Origin of the sequence: Shewanella marisflavi, from assembly GCF_002215585.1 — a bacterium.
Taxonomy (GTDB): domain Bacteria; phylum Pseudomonadota; class Gammaproteobacteria; order Enterobacterales; family Shewanellaceae; genus Shewanella; species Shewanella marisflavi.
In genome coordinates, this window is sequence record NZ_CP022272.1 from 2,249,573 (window position 1) to 2,268,814 (window position 19,242).

At 49.5% G+C, this 19,242-nt stretch carries 10 protein-coding genes; 4 read left to right on the top strand and 6 right to left on the bottom strand.

Annotation, left to right across the window (positions count from 1 at the left end):
- Positions 1 to 73: 73 nt before the first annotated feature.
- Positions 74 to 2,344 carry a VRR-NUC domain-containing protein gene (locus CFF01_RS09870; RefSeq protein WP_157704975.1) on the bottom strand — a complete coding sequence of 757 codons (2,271 nt, stop codon included), beginning with the start codon at positions 2,342 to 2,344 and terminating at the stop codon, positions 74 to 76.
- Positions 2,345 to 2,710: 366 nt separating this feature from the next.
- Here CFF01_RS09870 and CFF01_RS09875 point away from each other — a divergent pair, with 366 nt between their 5' ends.
- Positions 2,711 to 3,130, top strand: a complete 420-nt coding sequence (locus tag CFF01_RS09875) for a secondary thiamine-phosphate synthase enzyme YjbQ (RefSeq protein ID WP_088904678.1) — start codon at positions 2,711 to 2,713, stop codon at positions 3,128 to 3,130.
- A gap of 6 nt (positions 3,131 to 3,136) precedes the next feature.
- Here the strand turns inward: CFF01_RS09875 and CFF01_RS09880 are convergent, their stop codons facing one another.
- The 4 genes from CFF01_RS09880 to CFF01_RS09895 all read right to left on the bottom strand — a co-directional run bounded on the left by CFF01_RS09880 (position 3,137) and on the right by CFF01_RS09895 (position 10,730).
- Positions 3,137 to 6,304, bottom strand: coding sequence for a DEAD/DEAH box helicase (locus tag CFF01_RS09880; protein WP_088904679.1), 3,168 nt, complete (start codon positions 6,302 to 6,304; stop codon positions 3,137 to 3,139).
- Positions 6,305 to 6,450: 146 nt separating this feature from the next.
- Positions 6,451 to 7,665: an RsmB/NOP family class I SAM-dependent RNA methyltransferase gene (locus tag CFF01_RS09885; protein ID WP_088904680.1), complete on the bottom strand. Its 1,215-nt coding sequence runs from the start codon at positions 7,663 to 7,665 to the stop codon at positions 6,451 to 6,453.
- 129 nt (positions 7,666 to 7,794) lie between these two features.
- The gene (locus CFF01_RS09890) at positions 7,795 to 9,060 is read right to left on the bottom strand and encodes a sugar MFS transporter (RefSeq protein WP_088904681.1); all 1,266 of its coding nucleotides are present in this window, start codon (positions 9,058 to 9,060) and stop codon (positions 7,795 to 7,797) included.
- Positions 9,061 to 9,107: 47 nt separating this feature from the next.
- Positions 9,108 to 10,730, bottom strand: coding sequence for an alpha-glucosidase family protein (locus tag CFF01_RS09895; protein WP_088904682.1), 1,623 nt, complete (start codon positions 10,728 to 10,730; stop codon positions 9,108 to 9,110).
- A gap of 484 nt (positions 10,731 to 11,214) precedes the next feature.
- Between CFF01_RS09895 and CFF01_RS09900 the strand changes: the two genes are divergently transcribed.
- The 3 genes from CFF01_RS09900 (at position 11,215) to CFF01_RS09910 (ending at position 18,144) form a co-directional block, all read left to right on the top strand.
- Positions 11,215 to 14,043 (top strand): TonB-dependent receptor, encoded by a 2,829-nt coding sequence (locus tag CFF01_RS09900; RefSeq protein WP_088904683.1) that lies wholly within the window; start codon positions 11,215 to 11,217, stop codon positions 14,041 to 14,043.
- A 181-nt stretch (positions 14,044 to 14,224) separates the two neighbouring features.
- Positions 14,225 to 16,174: a glycoside hydrolase family 13 protein gene (locus CFF01_RS09905; RefSeq protein WP_088904684.1), complete on the top strand. Its 1,950-nt coding sequence runs from the start codon at positions 14,225 to 14,227 to the stop codon at positions 16,172 to 16,174.
- A complete protein-coding gene (locus CFF01_RS09910; RefSeq protein ID WP_088904685.1) occupies positions 16,174 to 18,144 on the top strand; it encodes an alpha-amylase family protein in 1,971 nt (656 codons plus the stop codon). Before CFF01_RS09905 ends, CFF01_RS09910 begins: the two co-directional genes overlap by 1 nt.
- A gap of 110 nt (positions 18,145 to 18,254) precedes the next feature.
- Here the strand turns inward: CFF01_RS09910 and CFF01_RS09915 are convergent, their stop codons facing one another.
- Positions 18,255 to 18,941: a DUF4145 domain-containing protein gene (locus tag CFF01_RS09915; protein ID WP_088904686.1), complete on the bottom strand. Its 687-nt coding sequence runs from the start codon at positions 18,939 to 18,941 to the stop codon at positions 18,255 to 18,257.
- Positions 18,942 to 19,242 lie beyond the last annotated feature (301 nt).

Consider the following 19,242-nt stretch of genomic DNA (forward strand, 5'->3'; position numbering starts at 1 on the left):
TATTCACAGGATTAGCAAAAAAATTGATCGTCAAAATAAGTAGGCTTAAAGCATCGCCTTAAAAGCGGCTCCATTATCCTTCCCAGGAAAGATAGCAGACACTGGCCTTAATCCCGTGTCGATTAAACCAATCTAGCCATATCAGCTGATTATCTCGCAGGCTGTCGCCTGGCCCCTTGACCTCAATAAGCTCGGCGCTCACCATGGCGCCTATTTTAGTTGTGGCACTATCAAGGTCTGTCTTCAAATGAAAACGAATCAGATCGGGAAATCCTGCGCGGTAGTAACGTAGATCGAAAAGCATCTGACGAAATAGCTTGGCCAGCATCGGCCCACTAAACGCCTGCAGCGCCAAGTTAAGCAGCAGCGGCAGCGCATCGTCACCCAAAGGCAAGGCTAAACTCCCTCCTTCTGGAACACTTGAGACCTTTCCATCTAATACAAAACTATCGACTAGTTGACCCGCAAGATAACCAATGCCTTGTTCAACCTGAGAGGCATCCTGAGCATCTCCCGGATTTTTAACCACTGTCGATCTACCCTGATTAATAAACTCATAAGGCATGAAGAGCGGCCAGTGAACCCAGTCGTTAGTGAGGCCAAATTTCTGATGAAAATGACGGGTGATGGACTCTGTGTTACCCGCGTTTAACTCCTTAAGACGTGCCTCGATTGCCGCCCTGCGCTGAGGATAAAAACTCGAGTAATACATGTCGCTAGGCCGACTCTGGTATGGATTGGCAAAAGCGCCTTTAACATCTGAGAAGATGATGTCCCAAAACGCCAGACCAAACAGGCTGCAAAACAAGCGGTTTTCAACCTCAAAGCAAAAAACCGTCTCTGTGATCTCCCCGCGCACGCTATTAACCGCCTTTTTGTCATTCACAACAGCCAGCTTCATCGCCGCGCTTTGCTCAACCCTATGGCTTGTGCGCTCAGTGGCGAGATGCAAAGTTTCAAACTGGCCTTGCCATCTATCCGGCGCTGGTAGCTTAAGGTTTCGATGCAGCGCCTTTTGCATGCGCCTGGCCACCAGTCGCTCACTCTCTTCAAGAGGCGAGTCAATCATCTCGCCAACCAGCTCAAGTGCCTGCCGATCTTTTGCCAGCTTTTGCAGGCAGCGGACGCGGCGCTCGCGGCTCGGCGGGCGATCACAAACCTCATAGAGGTTTAAGGCGGTTTCAAATTCGTGCAAACGTTCATATTGGCGGGCTATCTGCAGCATGAGTCCCTGGTGCAGACGTACTAATCTCTGATGGGTTAAGCAGACAAAAGCGGTCAAACCAACACAGAAAGCATCAATTTTTTTGACAGACAAGCCCGTCTGTTTAACATCTAAAGACAACTCATCAAACTGCTGATATAAATCATTTAAATGATAGAAAGCCTCTATTTCTTCTCGAGTAATAAAGCTGCGGCTTGCGCAATTTACCAAATAAGCATCAAATTGATGGATACCTAAATCGGCCAAAATAAACTGGCTGAGATTCTGACTTAAGCGTTCGAAATAAAGGAGTTCAAAACGCCGATACGGCGCCTTGTCTGTAAACCTAAACCAGTGTTCACCTGGCGCGAGTCGCTGCAAGAGTGTGGCGATAAACTCATCAGACGCTGACTGTTCCCCGTGCTGCTGATTCTGCGTAGAACCCGAGTTTGCGACAGACGTATCGGCGCATGCCAACGACATTATCAGCGAGACCAACTCACTCTTTTTAAGCCGCTTAAGCTGCTTTACACTGAGTCTGGCGACTCCATCCTGTGGGTGCGAGATGATAGATGCTTGAGCTTGGGCTTGGGCATGAGCTTGGGTATGAACTTGGGTTTGGGCTTGGCCTGAGCCTGGCTCAGATGCTATTACGTTTTCAGGCTTCGCCCCTGAGTCTGGATGTGCTACTGAGTCTGGCTGTGCGACTAAATGTGGCTGTGCTACTGGGTCTGACTGGTGTTCTTGGCCCACCTCAGCAAGATGCCGGACAAGTTCAGTTTTGGTCGTTTGCTGTAATAGCCAGCTTAGCTCAGGCTGACCATAGTGAATAAAACCTGCCTCAAGCAGTGCCTGTATGGCGCCTTCGGTATCGTTTATCTCAAGGTAATTGAGTTGTGGGCGACAAAACCATGGGCCTTTGCGCGTTATCAATCTGACCAATAGACATTGAGCGTCACGGTGAAGCAGGTTAAACGTCTGAATAAAGTCACTTTCAACCTTATCGAGTAGATCGCCATAGCGCTGCTCTACCCCAACCAACATCGCCTTGAAATTCTCAAGATAATAGTAGGGCCCTAGCGCATTTACCTGCCCGGTTTGATCACCAGGTTCTGCGCTTTGTTGAGCCTTAATGAGCATGGCTTTTGCCTCGCTTACCACACTGCCACCCTTATTACTCCTATTACCCAATTTGTTTACTTGAGCCCTTTATTTAGCTGTAGGCCTTAGGGATCTGGCGCTATGCTTTTGCTCTGTCGGCGTAACAGCCCAGCACTGACTTTCTGCCCCTGACACCAGGCTTTTTCTCTGCCTTTATCGCGCCCACTAACTATGCTTACCTAAACAGACAATCGAGTGTGAGCAAAGCTCCTTTGCGGCACTTTTACATTTTATACAGTCATTGATTTAAAAGTCGCTTTACAAAGATGAGGCTGTTAGCGCACTCTTAGCACGATAACAAAAAGTGCCCTGATTGGGCGATAAAATAGCGTAGGAAAACCTAACATGTGGATGCAAGTTGAGATTAGTTTACCAGCCAAAACCCGCGGATTTCATCTGATCACCGAAGAGATCTACCGCGCTGCTCCCCAATTGCAACAGATAAAGATAGGTCTCGCCCATCTCTTGCTGCAACACACCTCGGCCGGACTGACCTTGAACGAGAACGCCGATCCCAGTGTGCGCGAAGATTTCGAACGTTTCTTCAATCGACTAGTGCCTGAAAACGAGCCCTATTACACCCACACCTATGAGGGCTCAGATGACATGCCTGCGCACCTTAAATCATCGATACTGGGCAGTGAACTTACCTTGCCCATCACAAACGGCGAATTTAATCTGGGGACCTGGCAAGGCGTCTACCTGTGTGAGGCCCGAAACCGCGCCAGCTCACGCACGCTTATTCTTACCATTCAAGGCGAGTAAAGCAGCTTAATCTGTGATTGGCTGCTCTGTGATAGGTTGCAGCAGGGCCAGCCAATCATCCTTATCCATCTCTGCCGCCGTCAAACTCTCGGTCTGATACATACTTTGGGCCAGTGCATGTTTGCTCTGCTGCAACTGCTGAATTCGCTCTTCCACCGTGTTTTGGCAGATCAACTTGTAGACAAACACAGGCTTTTGCTGACCGATACGATAGGCTCTGTCACTGGCCTGCTCTTCGGCGGCAGGGTTCCACCATGGGTCAACATGGATAACCACATCAGCCTCGGTAAGATTGAGCCCCGACCCTCCCGCCTTGAGGCTGATCAGAAATACATTAACCTCCCCGCGGCGAAAGCGATCTATGATCTTATCTCTATGTCGGCTACGGCCGGTGAGCATCTCATACCCTATCTGCTGGCGATCGAGCTGCTCGGCAATCAGATCCAACATAGTGGTAAATGATGAAAAGATTAAGATGTTACGCCCATCTTCTATCATGCTGGGTAACTTATTTTCTAACCAGGCCAGCTTAGATGATTCACTTTGGGTTTCGACATCTGCGATTGTATCTGCGCCCTCGACAGCCCCCTTGATTTCATCTTGCTGACCAAGTTTGAGCATCGCCGGATGGCAACAGACTTGTCGCAGTTTCAGCAGCGCATTGCTGATCATCAAACGATTCGCCTTGGCGCCGGTTTGCAAAAGCGCCAGTTGCACCTGCTCAGCCACCGTCAGGCGTATGGTCTCATAGAGATCCGACTGGCTCTGACTGAGCTCAATAAGGGTATTGATCACCGTCTTTTTCGGCAACTCGGTAGCCACCTGGCTCTTGGTACGTCTGAGCATAAAGGGCGCCAAACGCTGAGCTAAGCGCTGTCGACTGGTGTCACAGTTATCTTTCTCTATGGGCTGCTTGAACTGGCGCTGAAACTGCGTCGCCGTGCCGAGAAAGCCCGGCATAAGGAAATGAAACAGCGACCACAGCTCGCCCAGATGATTCTCCATCGGCGTGCCGGTCAAACAAAGACGGTGGCGTGTCTGGAGTCGATTAACCAATTTAGTCACCCGACTACGGCTATTCTTAATGGTCTGGGCTTCATCCAGAATCACCTGATGCCAGTTGTGCTTGGTCAGCCGCTCGGCGTCCTGAGCTAAGATCCCATAGCTGGTGATCAGAATATCCACGTCATTGAGGGCCTGCTCATTTTCGTGGCGCAGACGACCGCTCCAGACAAAACTACTGAGCTCTGGGGTAAACTGAGCGATCTCACGCTGCCAGTTACTCAGTAAACTGGTGGGCGCCACCACCAAAACAGGCGCCTTAATCACCCCGGCCTGTTTATCAAGCAAGATGCTGCACAGGGTCTGTAAGGTCTTACCCAGTCCCATATCATCGGCCAAAATCCCGCCAAAACCCTGCTGCTTGATAAATTGCAGCCAGATCACGCCTTGCTCCTGGTAGGGGCGTAATACGGCATTTAGCCCTGTCGGCGTGACAAAGGTCTGCTGGTCTCTGCCTACGCGCTTGATATATTCACCCAAGGCGAGTGCATGGCGTCTTAATTTGGCTTCACCCAGCCATTTTAGCGACTGGCTATCCTGGCCATTTGGCGCCATCGCTTCGTCCAATAGTGGCAGACGCCCCAGATGGTGCTTGGCTAATCTAAGCTGCTCGCGCTGATCCAGCGGCTGAGGCGTAAACAACTCATCTAATACCCCAAGAATACGTCGTATCCGATCGGCGGGCAGGGTCAAAATGGCGCCGGATTCCAGCTCTAAGGCCACCTCTTTGGTCATACCGTCACGGCTGAGTTTGCCTTGACGAATAAGGTTTACCAGCAGTGGCAGCAGGTTTACCCGCTTGCCTTCGACCTCAACGCCCAGACTTAACTCGAACCAATCTTTATCGCCGCTATTAACCTCTCCATACCAGGCATTGGCCGCCACCTTAACAAACCGCTGCTTGGCGACCAGCTCTATCTGCCATCCGAGCAAAGAGAGATAACGGAGCAAGACCACATGCTCGCTTACCTCGCCAGGGATTAGGCGCAGCCCATCGGATAACATCTGAGTTAGCGCAGGTTCAAACTGGCTGGTGAGCAAGGGAAAGCCATTAAGCAGCAACTGACACTTGGCAAATTGGGCCATAAACCCTTTATGTCCAGCACCAAGATAGCTTAACGATTCAAAATCATAGGAGCCGCCGCGATGCACCATGCTAAAACGGGCCACATCGATTGGCGCCATCACGACATCGCTCCAGTCATATTCCAGCGACTCTCGAACGATCTCAAGCTTGGGCAGCCAGTCGCCATCGAGATCTACCTGCTGAAGCAGGCTCTGGTTGACCCTGTTATCGGCGCGCTTATCGACAATCCCTGTACCAGAGCAGGTATCTAACCAGCAGCCAGGACAGAGATTAACCAGGTAGGCTTCATCTAAGTAATCTTCATCATAATGGGTCACCAGTTCCAGTGGCTTGGCGCCCACCTTAGCGTAAAAGCAGCGACCCGTTGCAAGCAGCAAGCTGTAGAAATCTGCGCCAAGGGCGAGCTTTTCGCTATGACCTTCACGTGGCAGCGGGATCACCATAGCGTCCTGAGCACGGCTCAACTGTTCTGTAGAGAGCGCTTGGCGCAGCAGATGGAATAACTTGAGATCGGACTGACTGACATACTTGGGCACGGGCTGACTCTGTAACAGGTCAAAGCCTAGCGGCCCTTTAAGATGATAGCGTCCATTCTTATTGAGATACCCTTTCTCGACCCTGAGCAGAAAGCCCTCTTCTATGGGCTCGAGCAGATAAAGAATACGGTGGCGCGCCATAGCGGGGAAAGGATCGAACTTCTGGTTTTGATCGCTACGAAACAGACGGATGGCAGTGTCGGAACGTCTTGAACGCTCACGTTTATCTAATTGGCTTCGCGCCGCTTGCTCGATAACCAAGGCGGCTTGATGGACGCAGTTTGCCTTGCCACAACTGCAGCTTGCCTTAAATTGCCCGCAAGCATTCAGGTTAACACGGCAATCGATAGGCGTATCACCGGCAAATTTACCATTTAATTGATGGGCAGTTAGCTGGCACTCAAGCAACCGCCCTGCGAGCAGGAGTTGGAGCGCCGCAAATCTTTCCTGATGAGAGAACTCTTGTACAGCCGTTTGCAATAACATCATCCGAGAAAAAGCAATTAGACCTGATTAAACGATCGAAAGGATCCATCATATCACTTTTAATTGGCGATGGTGTAGCGGCCTTAAGCTAAGTGTCGGCTTAGTACTCAAAATTGTGAGCCTAATGCCGACTTAGAGTAGCCCCAAGCCTAGGCTTGATTACGTTTCATACGCGCCAGGTAGAAACCATCGAACCCTGTCTCGGCAACACTGACGGTTTCGTCATCAATAAAGCTGAAATTAGGATTCGAGCTAAGGAAGGCATCGACCTGCTGGCGGTTTTCCTCAGGCATGATAGAACAGGTGGCATAGATCAAGATGCCATCGACCTTAACCATACGGCTATAGCTCTGTAAGATCTCTTTTTGCAGTGCAACCAGCACAGGCAAGCGCTCTGGGGTATCGCGCCATTTCGCATCAGGGTTGCGCTTAAGCACCCCAAGACCCGAACAGGGGACATCCAGCAGCACTCTGTCGGCGCTCAGCTTCAAACGTTTAATCGTCTTACTGCTGGCGATAATGCGTGTCTCAACGTTATGAGCAGCGGCGCGGCGCGCACGCTGCTTTAAATTGTCTAATTTCCACTGCTCCACATCCATGGCCAGCAAGCGCCCCTTGCCCTGCATCTGGGCAGCAATGGCCAGCGTCTTACCACCGGCGCCAGCGCAGGCATCGATCACCCGCATGCCGGGCTCGGCTGCAACAGCCGCCGCCACATGCTGAGAGCCTGCATCTTGCTGCTCAAATAGCCCTTGCTTAAAGCACTCGGTACGAAACAGCGCCGCATCAGAGATAACTTCCAGAGCGCTCGGGACTCCTGGCACTTCGCGGGCCTCAACGCCTTCCTTAGCGAGTTGCGATAACAGGTCTGCTGCCGTGGTCTTTAAGGCATTTACCCTTAGGTAGCGTTTCGGCGCCTGGGCCAATGCGGCACGCTCTTTCGGCCAGGCTTCACCTAATTGGGCTGTTCCCAACTTATCCAGCCACTCGGGACAACCGTCAAACAACGCAGGATCTTCCTTGGCGCTGGCAAGCCGCTTGGCAAAATCTTCTTCATCGATAGCTAAGGTGTATTGCAACTTAGGGATCGGCAACTCGTAAAACATGTGCCAGGCGTTTAACAGACGTGAGCCCATACGCTCTATATCTTCGGTGCTGATATCGGCTAGATAGCAATAGAGATTGAGACGGCGCAAAATATCGCCGGTGACACTCGTGATCCTGGCTTGCTCAGACGGCGCCAGTTTCAGCCCGGAAAAGTGGTGCGAATAGGCGCGATCCAGGGGTTTCCCCTGCTCGAGTACCATAGCAAGCACATTGATAACTAATTCGGTTGAACTTGGAGACAGCGACGCATTAATCATGATAAAGCCTAGATAGTAAAAATCGCACGGATCATAGGAGTTAAACCCCTGTGACGCAAGCGATACCCAAAGATATGCCAATAAAAAAGGCAAGCATTGCTGCTTGCCTCCTATTCTTAGGGCTTGCTGTTAGAGCTTAGAGCCCTTCAAGCCATAAAACAGAATGAAGAGATAACAGATGATCGGCAGGAAGAAAGCCTGTTGGATCCCGATATTATCGGCTAATACGCCTTGTATGAGCGGTAAGATAGCACCACCAACAATTGCCAGACACAAGACACCTGAACCCTGCGAGGTGTGCGGACCAAGATCTCTCAGTGCCAGACTGAAGATAGTTGGGAACATGATAGAGTTAAACAAGCCAACACCTAAGATAGCCCACATGGCGACCGCACCAGAACTGGTCATCGCCAGCGCCACCAGTAATGCAGCCATCATGGCATTGAAACCCAGCACAGTACCGGCAGGTACCTTCTGCATCACGGCGCTACCGATAAAGCGTCCCACCATGGCGCCGCCCCAGTAGTAAGTGATATAGCCCGCGGCGCTCGCCTCGGTCAATCCGGCAATGTCATCCTGGGCCAAGAAGTTGACCAGGAAGCTACCAATCGCCACCTCAGCGCCCACATAGACGAAAATACCCACAGCGCCAAGCACCAGGTGAATCGACTGCAGCGCACTGGTTTTGCCATTGTGTACCACCTCACCCTGCTCGCTGCTTTGGCAGTGCTCTTTGATCTGTGGCAGATCCAACTTAGCAAAGATCAGGGCAAGCAGACCCAGGGCGCTAGCTAGGATTAAGTAAGGCAGTTTAACCACCTCGGCTTCAGCCTGAGCCTGGCTCAGTGTCTCGGTCGCTTCCACGGCCACAGAGAGGATCAATACCGCGCCAAAATATGGCGCCACGGTAGTCCCCAGAGCATTAAACGCCTGGGTGAGGTTCAAACGACTAGAAGCCGTTTCAACACTGCCTAGTGCGTTCACATAAGGGTTGGCTGCCACCTGCAAGATAGTGATCCCAGAGGCCAGTACAAACAAGGCGCCTAAAAACAGACCGTAGGTGGCCAGCGCCGCTGCCGGATAGAAAAGCGCACAACCTAAGGCGGCGATCAGCAGCCCGGTTACTATCCCCTTTTGATAACCGAGAGCCTTTACCAGCTTACCAGCCGGCATAGACACCAGAAAGTAAGCACCGAAGAAGCAAAACTGGATTAACATCGCCTCGGCATAGCTAAGGGAAAACGCCGCCTTGAGATGTGGAATCAAGATATCGTTCAGACAGGTGATAAACCCCCACATGAAGAACAGTGAAGTGAGTGACACTAGAGCAAAACGATAATTTTCGTTTTGTCCGCCAACCCCGGTAGCCGTGCTAGTTTGCTGCATTATTGCCATCTTTAGGTTCTCAGTTATTTTTGTTGTTAAAATTTTTCAATCAAAGCTTACTGCTTCCACCCATAGAAGCAACCAAAGGCCTCGAAATGAATTTGCGGCGCTTGCCACTCAGCATTTGGCAGCCCATGCCCATCAAGCGGTGTCAGTTCACAGGCCTCGGATAGCCTATAGGCTTGTGGCTGATTACTTAAGTTAAAGGCAACCAAGAGCGTCTTGTCGTCTAAGGTGCGCTCAAATAGCAAAATTTCATCGGTTGCGTCGATAAATTTAATATCACCCGTGACCAATATCGGATGCAGTTTACGCCAGGCCAACACATGACGGTAGTGATTTAAAATCGATGTTGGCTCGGCTTCCTGAAGATCCACCGCCAAGGCTTTATGACTTTGGGGAACAGGCAACCAAGGCGTATTGGGGCTAAAGCCGGCATGAGCGGCGTCATGTTGCCACGGCATAGGAGTACGACAACCATCACGTCCCTTAAACATAGGCCAGAAGGTGATACCAAACGGATCTTGCAACTGCTCATAGGCAATTTCTACCTCGCCTAACCCCAGCTCTTCCCCTTGATAGCTGCAGACACTGCCGCGTAGTGAACAGAGCAGGCCATTAAGCATCTTGGCCATATCACCATTAAAGGCTTCTCGCCCCCAACGGGTGGCAACCCGCTGAACATCGTGATTACCAATGGCCCAACAAGGCCAGCCATCACCTATGCTCTGTTCCAGCTCCTCTACCGTCTGGCGGATATAGCCAGGACTAAAGTCATCGGTGAGCAGCTCAAAGCTATAGGCCATATGCAGACGCTCTTCGCCCTGAGTATACTCAGCCATGGTCGCAAGCGAGTCTTCAGACGAAACCTCGCCTAATGTAACCACACCAGGATATTGATCAATCAGTGCCCGCAGCTCCTCGATAAAGCCAACGGTCTGCGGACGCGTATTATTGTAGTAGTGATACTGATAGGCATAAGGGTTATCTTCACTAAAGCCCCTGCCCTGACGCTTGTCCGCTGGCTTAGCTGGATTGTCTCTAAGCTGCTCATCGTGGTAACAGAAGGTGATCGCATCCAAGCGGAAGCCATCGACACCTTTATCTAGCCAGAACTTAACATTGTCCAGCACGGCCTGACGGACTTCAGGATTATGGAAGTTAAGATCTGGCTGACTGGCTAGGAAGTTATGCAGATAGTATTGCTGACGACGTGGCTCCCACTCCCAGGCGCAGCCACCGAAAATAGCCAACCAGTTATTGGGCGCTGTGCCATCTTCTTTAGGATCGACCCAGACATACCAGTCCTGTTTAGCATTATCGCGACTTTCGCGACTCTCGCTAAACCAAGCGTGTTGATCTGAGGTGTGGCTTAACACCTGGTCGATAATCACCTTAATACCCAGGCGATGAGCCTTGTCGATCAACTCATCGAAGTCATTCATGGTGCCAAACAGTGGGTCGATGGCACGGTAGTCACTGATGTCGTAACCAAAATCTTTCATCGGCGACTTAAAGAAAGGTGAGATCCAGATGGCATCGACATTCAAACTGGCAATGTAGTCCAGCTTACTGATGATACCCTGAAGATCCCCAACGCCATCGCCATTAGAGTCCATTAAGCTGCGAGGATAGATCTGATAGATGACGGCGCCGCGCCACCAGGAGAGTTGGTTCATTATCGCCCCTATGTCATCAACGACTATATTAAAGACTGTAAAGCCTCTGGGTTGCATACCTGTTACCCAATCGTTGTCGACGAACAATTGTTATTAGAATGAAACGAGCATACGTCATCCATGAAATCGGGTTCAACATCTCTGCATACGTATGCAAAACCCACAGGTACAAAGCACCTTCTTAAGCGACAATATGTATTCTATAAAAAACAATTAGATAGTAAGATTTTGGGAGGCGATTTTGTGACCCTGAGCAGGCCAATCAATCCCCTTTGTGAGGCCTGAGTCACTTTTGAATACGTATGCATAATATTGTTACAGCAACAAGTGCAAGAGTAGTATCGGGTCTGCTACATAACAACTTAGAAACAAGTACAATAACAAGCACTCTCATTCACCTATATAGTTGTGAACAAGGGAACCCCCCTTTATTCACACACAAGAAGTAATACAGCATGAATAGAGTGAAAAAAGGGGAAGATGGATGTTTCAATTTAAACCTAACCTGCTCACGTTAGCCCTGCTTTCGGCTGGCGTTTGTACCCAAGTCTATGCAGCTGACAATGAGGTGGCTAACACTGAATCAACTGCAACGGCTCAAGAAGAATCGATTGAAGTCATTGAGGTTCGCGGCTTTCGTACCAGTGTGATTAAATCGCTTAATAACAAACGCTTTGCTGACACGGTATCAGAAACTATTTCTGCTGATGATTTAGGCGCCCTGCCAGATCAGTCAATTGCCGATGCACTTACTCGTTTGCCAGGTGTTACCGCCGTACGTACCGGTGGCCAGGCAAGTGGTCTTAATATTCGTGGTTTAGACGGTGACTTTGTTTCAGCAACCTTAAACGGTCGCGAGCAAGTGACCACAGGTGGTAAGCGAGCGATTGAATTCGATCAATATCCATCTGAGCTGATTAACCAGGCGCAAGTCTATAAATCACCAAAAGCATCTCTAATAGAAGGTGGTGTGGCTGGTACGGTAGAACTCAAAACAGCCGATCCCCTACAAGCACCAAAAGAGCACAACTTCACCGTTAATGCCCGTGGTAGCTTTAACGACCGTGCTGGTGAAGTGTCTGACGCTGAGGAGTATGGTAATCGCCTAAGCTTCTCTTACCAAGGTAAGTTCCTTGAAGAAACGCTAGGTGTTGCCGTTGGTTATGCCCACCTTTATCAACCTTACGTATCAAGTCAGTTCATTGGTCTTCGTTTTAACGATGACAGACGTGATGTGAACGGCGATGGCAATCTAGAGTCCATCAGTGAAGGCTTCGAGATGCAACAGAAAGGCGGCACCGATACTCGTGACGGTTATATGGGCGCCATCCACTGGCAACCAAATGATAATTGGAGCATCAAAGGCGACATTTTCCATTCTAAGTTCGATTCAGAAAACTTTGCCCGTGGTTTCAGAGTTAAATCACTGAAAAATGGTCAAATCAGTGATGCTATCGTAGAAGATGGCTCAATGGTTGGCGGCACAGTTTCAACCGACGGCACTGATAACTTTGCCGTATTTGTGGTAAACGACAACGATTCTAAATTTTCTGAGCTGACCTCTGGCGCTGTCAACATTGAATGGAATAACGGTGAAAACCTGACTATCGCGGCCGATATTAGCTATTCTTCTGCCGACGGTGAATTTGTTAACGGCGGTACCCGAGCGGTTATCTATGACGATATTGGCAATCAGGTTAGATCGGCAGAGTCTGTTACTTACAAACTTAATGGATTAAACCCAGCGGATATCGCTTTCGCAAAAGACTACACAGATACCTCAACATTAGGTCTTAGAGAAGTGGGTATGTGGCCATATGATCAGCAAAACGACCTGATTGCCTACAAACTTGACCTGAACTACCAACTGGACAACAGCGTCTTCTCTTCTATTGATGTAGGCGTGAGATATTCACAGCGTGAGTTTAATGCCCAGCGTTCTCAAGCGGGTTACGGCTTTGAGTTTGGTACCAACCCAGAGAATCAACCTGTAATAGCGCTTACCGATGATATGACACGTGTCGTTAATTTCGGCGGTGAATTATCAGGATACCCAAGTTTCCTAGCTATCGATTTCGATAAGGCAGTGGATCTGGTTAACGCACAATTGGCCGCAACCGGACAAGATCCTTTTGCACCGACAGCTAATTGGGCAAACAACTGGACCATGATCCAGAGCGGTTCGGTCAATGAAGATGTACTGGCTGGATACGTACAAGCTAACCTTGATTTTGCCATAGGCGATCTGCCTGTGACCGGTAATATTGGCCTGCGTGTTGTTAACACTGACCAATCAAGCACGGGTTTGCAGCAAGTTGGCTTTGGTTTAGGTGAAGAGATTGTCGATGAGAAAGGTGTGGTCAGCACAGACTATATCCGCAACGAAGTGGGTAAGTCTTATACCGACTACCTACCTTCAATCAACTTAAACTTCCACCTGACACAAAACGATCAGATCCGTTTTGCTGCCGCATCGGTTATGGCTCGTCCACCTATCGACAAGCTAAAATCAGGTATGGGTTCTTGGTATGACGATGCGTCGACTCCTGGCTATAAGAAGTACAATGCCTGGGGTAACACCAGTCCGCTACTGGATCCTTTCTACGCCGATCAATATGACCTGTCGTATGAGCACTATTTTGAAGAGTCTGAAGGTGCGATTGTTTTAGCCGTGTTCTACAAAGATATTAAATCTTTCATCAACAACTTTACCATTCAGCCTTTTGACTTCGAAGAAGCGGGCTTTATCGTGCCAGACACTATTGTCGATAACGGCGTAGAGTTCCCTGTTGTTAAAGATGAAGGTCAGTATCAAACGGCAATCAACAATGATAACGGCGGTTACATTCGCGGTGTGGAGCTTGCATATACTCAAGTGTTTGATTTCTTACCCGGAGCTTTGAATGGCTTAGGCTTTACAGGCAGTTACTCATACTCAGACAGTGAAGTTGAGTTCGAAACTGATTTAAGCGGTCAATCGTTATCAATACCACTGCCAGGCTTATCAGAGCATGTGTTGAATACCACCTTGTTCTACACCTTAGATGGTTTCGATACTCGCTTAAGCATGCGCTATCGTAGTGAATATGTGTCTGAGCAGGTTGCGGTTGAATCTCAACTGGCCTTCTTCGATGCTGAAACAGTCTTCGATTATCAGGCGTCATACGCGATGGACAACGGCCTTAAGTTCCTGTTCCAGGTTAACAACCTAACGGATGAAGCCAACAAGACTTACTTTGGTCAAACCCATCAAACAGGTACGATTCAAAGCTTTGGTCGCCAGTACTTCCTAGGATTTAGCTACACTATGTGATCTTAGGTCATTGCTGATAAACACCTGCTTTAGTCAAATAAAGCAGGTGTTTCTATATCTGCCCTATAAAAAACTAGCAAGGTCAGATTAAGCTTAAACGCTACCTGATTTAAGCCCTAATGTAATTTCAAACGCTAATCTACTTTTAAGCGCGAAACCAATAAGCGCGAAAGGACAGCCCATGAGACGTCTTCATAGCAAGTTTACCAGCACACTCATTGCTACATCACTCATACTGTTAACACCAGTCACGCATCACACTTTGGCAGCTCCCCTTCCCTTAAACCATGATACAGCACTTCGTATCGAGCCCCTTAACTGGTGGGCAGACATGCACCATAGCCAGCTGCAGCTGATGGTTTACGGCAAAAATATCGCCAAGGCCAAGGTAAGCATCACCGCCGATGGCGTGGCCGTTAAAGGCGTTGAAACCACAGAGAACCCCAACTATCTGTTTATTAACCTGGACACCCAGGGCGCGAAGGCCCAGACCTTTCAGCTGACATTTGACCAAGCCGGCGAGGCGCAAATTAGCGTGGCTTATGATCTCCTTAAGCGCGATAAAGGCAGTGCAGAGCGCCTCGGCTTTAGCAACAAAGATGTTATCTATCTCATCACCCCAGATCGCTTCGCCAACGGCGATCCGGGCAACGACAATCATCCTGATATGATAGAGCGCGCCGATCGCAGTAACCCAGGTGGTCGTCATGGCGGTGACATTCAGGGGATCATCAACAGCTTGGACTATCTGGCCGACCTCGGCGTCACGCAGCTGTGGATCAACCCGCTAACGGAGAATAACCAGGGCGAATACTCCTATCATGGTTATTCAGTGACAGACCATTACCGTATAGACCCAAGATTTGGCAGCAATCAAGACTATCGTCAGCTAGCCCTGAAGGCACAAGAGAAAGGCATTGGCGTCATCGCCGATGTGGTGGTTAACCATATCGGTTCTAACCACTGGTGGATGCAAGATCTGCCGACCAACGACTGGGTCAACCGGCCTTCATCTCCATTAGCGAATGGCAAGGACAATGCGAAGGCGCTTACCTTTACCAGCCACAGACGCACAACCTTACAAGACCCCTATTCTGTAGACAAGGACACACAGGAGTTCACTGATGGCTGGTTTGTCGAGTCGATGCCTGACCTTAATCAGCGCCAACCTCTTCTGGCTAATTATCTGATCCAAAACAGTATCTGGTGGGTAGAGCATGGTCACCTAAGTGGTATCCGCGAAGACACCTACTCCTACGCTGACAAGGCCTTTCTGGTAGATTGGACCCAGGCCATCATGGCCGAATATCCACACTTTAACATTGTCGGCGAAGAGTGGACGGGTAACCCAATCACCATCTCTTACTGGCAAAAAGGCAAGAACAATAAAGATGGCTATCGCTCGGCGCTGCCCAGCCTGATGGACTTTCCACTATATGAAACCCTGCTTAAGGCGCTTAGCGAAGAGGAAGGCTGGAGCGAAGGCCTGATACGCCTATACGAATTTCTGGCCAACGATGTGGTCTATGCGGACCCAACCCAACTGGTACTGTTCGAGGGTAACCATGACACCAACCGCCTCTACAGCCTGCTAGGCGACAATCTGGCCCTCACTAAAATGGCCCTGGCCTATGTGCTGACCAGTAACCGTATTCCACAGATATTTTATGGCTCAGAAATTTTGATGCAAAGCCCCACTAGGGATCGTAATGACGGCATCACACGCTCTGACTTCCCTGGCGGGTGGCAAGATGATGCTATCTCTGTTTTTGATAACAAGGGACTAAGTGAAGACCAAGCCTCTATGCTGAGCTTTACCCGAAGCTTATTAAATTACCGCAAACAGGCAGGCTTTATTCACAATGGCGGGCTGCGTCACTATGTGCCCCAAGATGGCGTGTATGTGCAGATGCGCTGCGCTAAACAAGATTGCAGTGACAAGGCGCGCCTCATGGTGGTCTACAACAAAAACGATAAGCCAGTAACGCTTCCCCTCGCCCGCTACCGCGATCTGCTCGCAAGCGCTGGCAGTGCCCGCGATGTGATCAGTGGCGAGACCGTCGCACTTGGGAAAACACTAACACTTAACGGGCAAGGGGTTACCCTGCTTGCCATAGAGGAAACCAATTGATGCCCACACATGCATTAGTTAAACACTGCAAACAGCCCTATCAACTGCTACTGAGTAGCGCTGCACTGCTGTTATCGGCGCAGGTGGCGGCGCTGCCATCGGCGTTGCAGCCTGAACTTGGCGCTCAGCACGCCGTTGTGCCTCAAACAACTGCTGGGCCACAGCCAGCTTTCGTTAGGAGTGAAAAGCCTGTGATCTATCAGGTCTTCACCCGTTTGTTTGGTAACACTCAAACCGCCAATATTCCATGGGGTACCAAAGCGCAAAATGGTGTCGGTAAATTCAGTGACTTTACCCCGGCGGCGCTTGATAGCATAAAGTCATTAGGAGCAAGCCACATCTGGTATACAGGGATCCCACACCATGCCTTGGTGGGTGATTATACCCAATACGGCATAGACAATGACGATCCCGATGTGGTCAAGGGGCGTGCAGGCTCACCCTACGCGGTAAAAGACTACTATAACGTCAACCCGGATCTGGCAGACGATCCCGCCAAGCGTCTGCAGGAGTTCGAAGCCCTTATTGCACGAACTCATGAGGCGGGCATGCAAGTGATCATAGACATAGTGCCCAACCATGTGGCGCGTCATTACAAATCGCTATCGGCGCCAAAAGGCGTCAGAGACTTCGGCGCAGATGACAATACCCAAGTCAGTTATGCTAAGCACAACGACTTTTACTATGTGGTCGACACTCCCTTCAAGGTGCCCTTGCTTTCAGATGCGATAAAGCCCCTTGGCGGCGAGTCCCATCCCCAGGTTGATGGTAAGTTTGATGAGTTTCCCGCCAAATGGACAGGCAACGGCGCCCGCGCCGCCCAGCCAGATGCCAACGACTGGTATGAGACAGTAAAGATCAACTATGGCATCACGCCAGACGGCCGCATCGACTACCCGCAGCTGCCCTCAGGCTATGAGACGAAGTCTGTTGCTGAGCACTACGCCTTCTGGCAACAGGTGCCTGACAGCGAGATCCCAGGCGCCTGGCACAAGTTTAACCAGATAGCCCAATACTGGCTCGACAAAGGCGTAGACGGCTTTCGTTTCGATATGGCCGAGATGGTACCCGTAGCCTTCTGGAGCTATCTGAATAGCCATATCAAGCACACCAATCCCGATGCCCTACTTCTGGCCGAGGTCTACACCCCGAGTCGTTATCGCGACTATATTCACCTTGGCAAGATGGACTATCTCTACGACAAAGTTGGGCTCTATGACAGCCTCAAGGCGATCATTCAGGGTAAGGCCGACACCCAGGCGATCGAGCGCGATCGTAAAAGTGTCGCGGACATCGCCGAGCATATGCTGCATTTTTTGGAGAACCACGATGAGCAGCGTATCGCCAGCCCGGAGTTTGCCGGCGATCCCACCAAGGCACTGCCTGCCATGGTGGTGTCCACCACCCTGAGCCAGGCGCCTACCCTGATCTATTTTGGCCAGGAAGTCGGCGAAGATGGCAGTGAAGATGCAGGCTTTGGCAAGCCAAGTCGCACCAGTATCTTCGATTATATTGGAGTGCCCGCCCACCAGCGCTTTATGAACATGGGTAAATTTGACGGCGGTCAGTCATCAAAAGAAGAGTTGAGCCTTCGAGCTTACTACGCCAAGCTACTAAACCTTAGCCACAGCCTCAGCGCTCTAAGCGGTGAGTATGGCGATCTGCACAAGGTCAATGTTGCGCAAGAGAAGGGTTATGACACAGATCTCTTTGCCTTCAGTCGCTTCAACGAGACGCAAAAGCTCATCATCGTCAGCAACTTCTCATCCACTGAGACAAAAAGCCTGACACTAGCACTACCCGAGACCTTGGTTAACCAATGGCAACTCAATCCCGGCACCTACCCGCTTAAAGAGATGCTAAGTGATAAGAAGCCAACAACGCCGCTAACACTATCGGCAAAGGGAGCCCAAGTCACGCTAACCCTAGCACCACTGGAATCTAAGGTACTCCTTGTCGGAGAGAAATAACCCTACAGGCTCTTCATTTCAAGATATCAAAGCGAGTAGATTGAGTATTCACCACGCTCAGCCTACTCGCTTGGACATCAACAAATTACGTAAGATATACCAACCTCTTGTTAACCGTCATTTGGAAACACTCTCTCAACACGAGCAGGAATAATATATGTACCTTCGAGCATGTGTTCGATGATTTGAAGAGCTAGTTCAAGTTGCCTTGAGTCATGCGCTTTTACTTCATGTGCCGCTGAGTTCCCTAAAACTCTTAGCTTATGCAATGTGTCTGCGCCCTCTTTAGTGACAATTGATCTAGTTTTTAGAGTGTTTATTTTACGGTATAGATCGCGACCTTCAGCTTCAAGGTCTTTACAGATAGTTTCGACAATTGCTCTTATACCAATACCCGCCAAAATAAACTGATCATTTTCTATCGATAAAACGGTTTCTTTGTATATCTGCTGAACAGTATAGGGGAGCAAATGTGATTCTAAAGATTTAACTCCTTCCACACGCCCCGGATAATACTTAATAGTTTCGGGGTAATATGGAGCATCATGGTTATATTCAACATCTTCAGAAAAAGTAGAAACAGTTCTAAAAGATACTGTTTGACAACCTAAACACTGAATTGTCTGATTCTTGCAATGCCAATCAACATAATGACCACCGCCGCAGTCTTCATTACCACTTTCATCAAAGGATGACACTATTGAGTGCAGTGTAAGTCCAGAGCACTCTTTACAGTACACACGTGGTTTATTTTCTTCGTCTGTAGACAATTTATACGTTCGAGTAATTTCACCCATCGATACCTCTGTTTTTGACGGCTAACCCCTGCTGGCCTTGTCAGCATTTTTTAATTTGACGTATATATTTTTCCTTCAATCAAACCGCCATTTGAAAGTGTTATCTATAAACGCTTAAACAACGCCAAGAAATCAGCAATGTTCATATCGACGCGAATTTCTTTAACTTGAATGGGCTCGCCAGAGGCCTCAAGCATTTCTAGAATATTGTCGTAGCCAACTAGTTCTGTGACAAAGAATTTGACGCTTACAGGATCTCTATGTGCTCAGTGGTTTTCACCTGCCCACATTGAAATCCCTA

Coding starts and splice junctions, on each gene's coding strand:
- CFF01_RS09870 (WP_157704975.1), bottom strand. CDS start 2,344: ATGCTCATTAAGGCTCAACAAAGCGCAGAACCTGGTGATCAAACCGGG.
- CFF01_RS09875 (WP_088904678.1), top strand. CDS start 2,711: ATGTGGATGCAAGTTGAGATTAGTTTACCAGCCAAAACCCGCGGATTT.
- CFF01_RS09880 (WP_088904679.1), bottom strand. CDS start 6,304: ATGATGTTATTGCAAACGGCTGTACAAGAGTTCTCTCATCAGGAAAGA.
- CFF01_RS09885 (WP_088904680.1), bottom strand. CDS start 7,665: ATGATTAATGCGTCGCTGTCTCCAAGTTCAACCGAATTAGTTATCAAT.
- CFF01_RS09890 (WP_088904681.1), bottom strand. CDS start 9,060: ATGGCAATAATGCAGCAAACTAGCACGGCTACCGGGGTTGGCGGACAA.
- CFF01_RS09895 (WP_088904682.1), bottom strand. CDS start 10,730: ATGAACCAACTCTCCTGGTGGCGCGGCGCCGTCATCTATCAGATCTAT.
- CFF01_RS09900 (WP_088904683.1), top strand. CDS start 11,215: ATGTTTCAATTTAAACCTAACCTGCTCACGTTAGCCCTGCTTTCGGCT.
- CFF01_RS09905 (WP_088904684.1), top strand. CDS start 14,225: ATGAGACGTCTTCATAGCAAGTTTACCAGCACACTCATTGCTACATCA.
- CFF01_RS09910 (WP_088904685.1), top strand. CDS start 16,174: ATGCCCACACATGCATTAGTTAAACACTGCAAACAGCCCTATCAACTG.
- CFF01_RS09915 (WP_088904686.1), bottom strand. CDS start 18,941: ATGGGTGAAATTACTCGAACGTATAAATTGTCTACAGACGAAGAAAAT.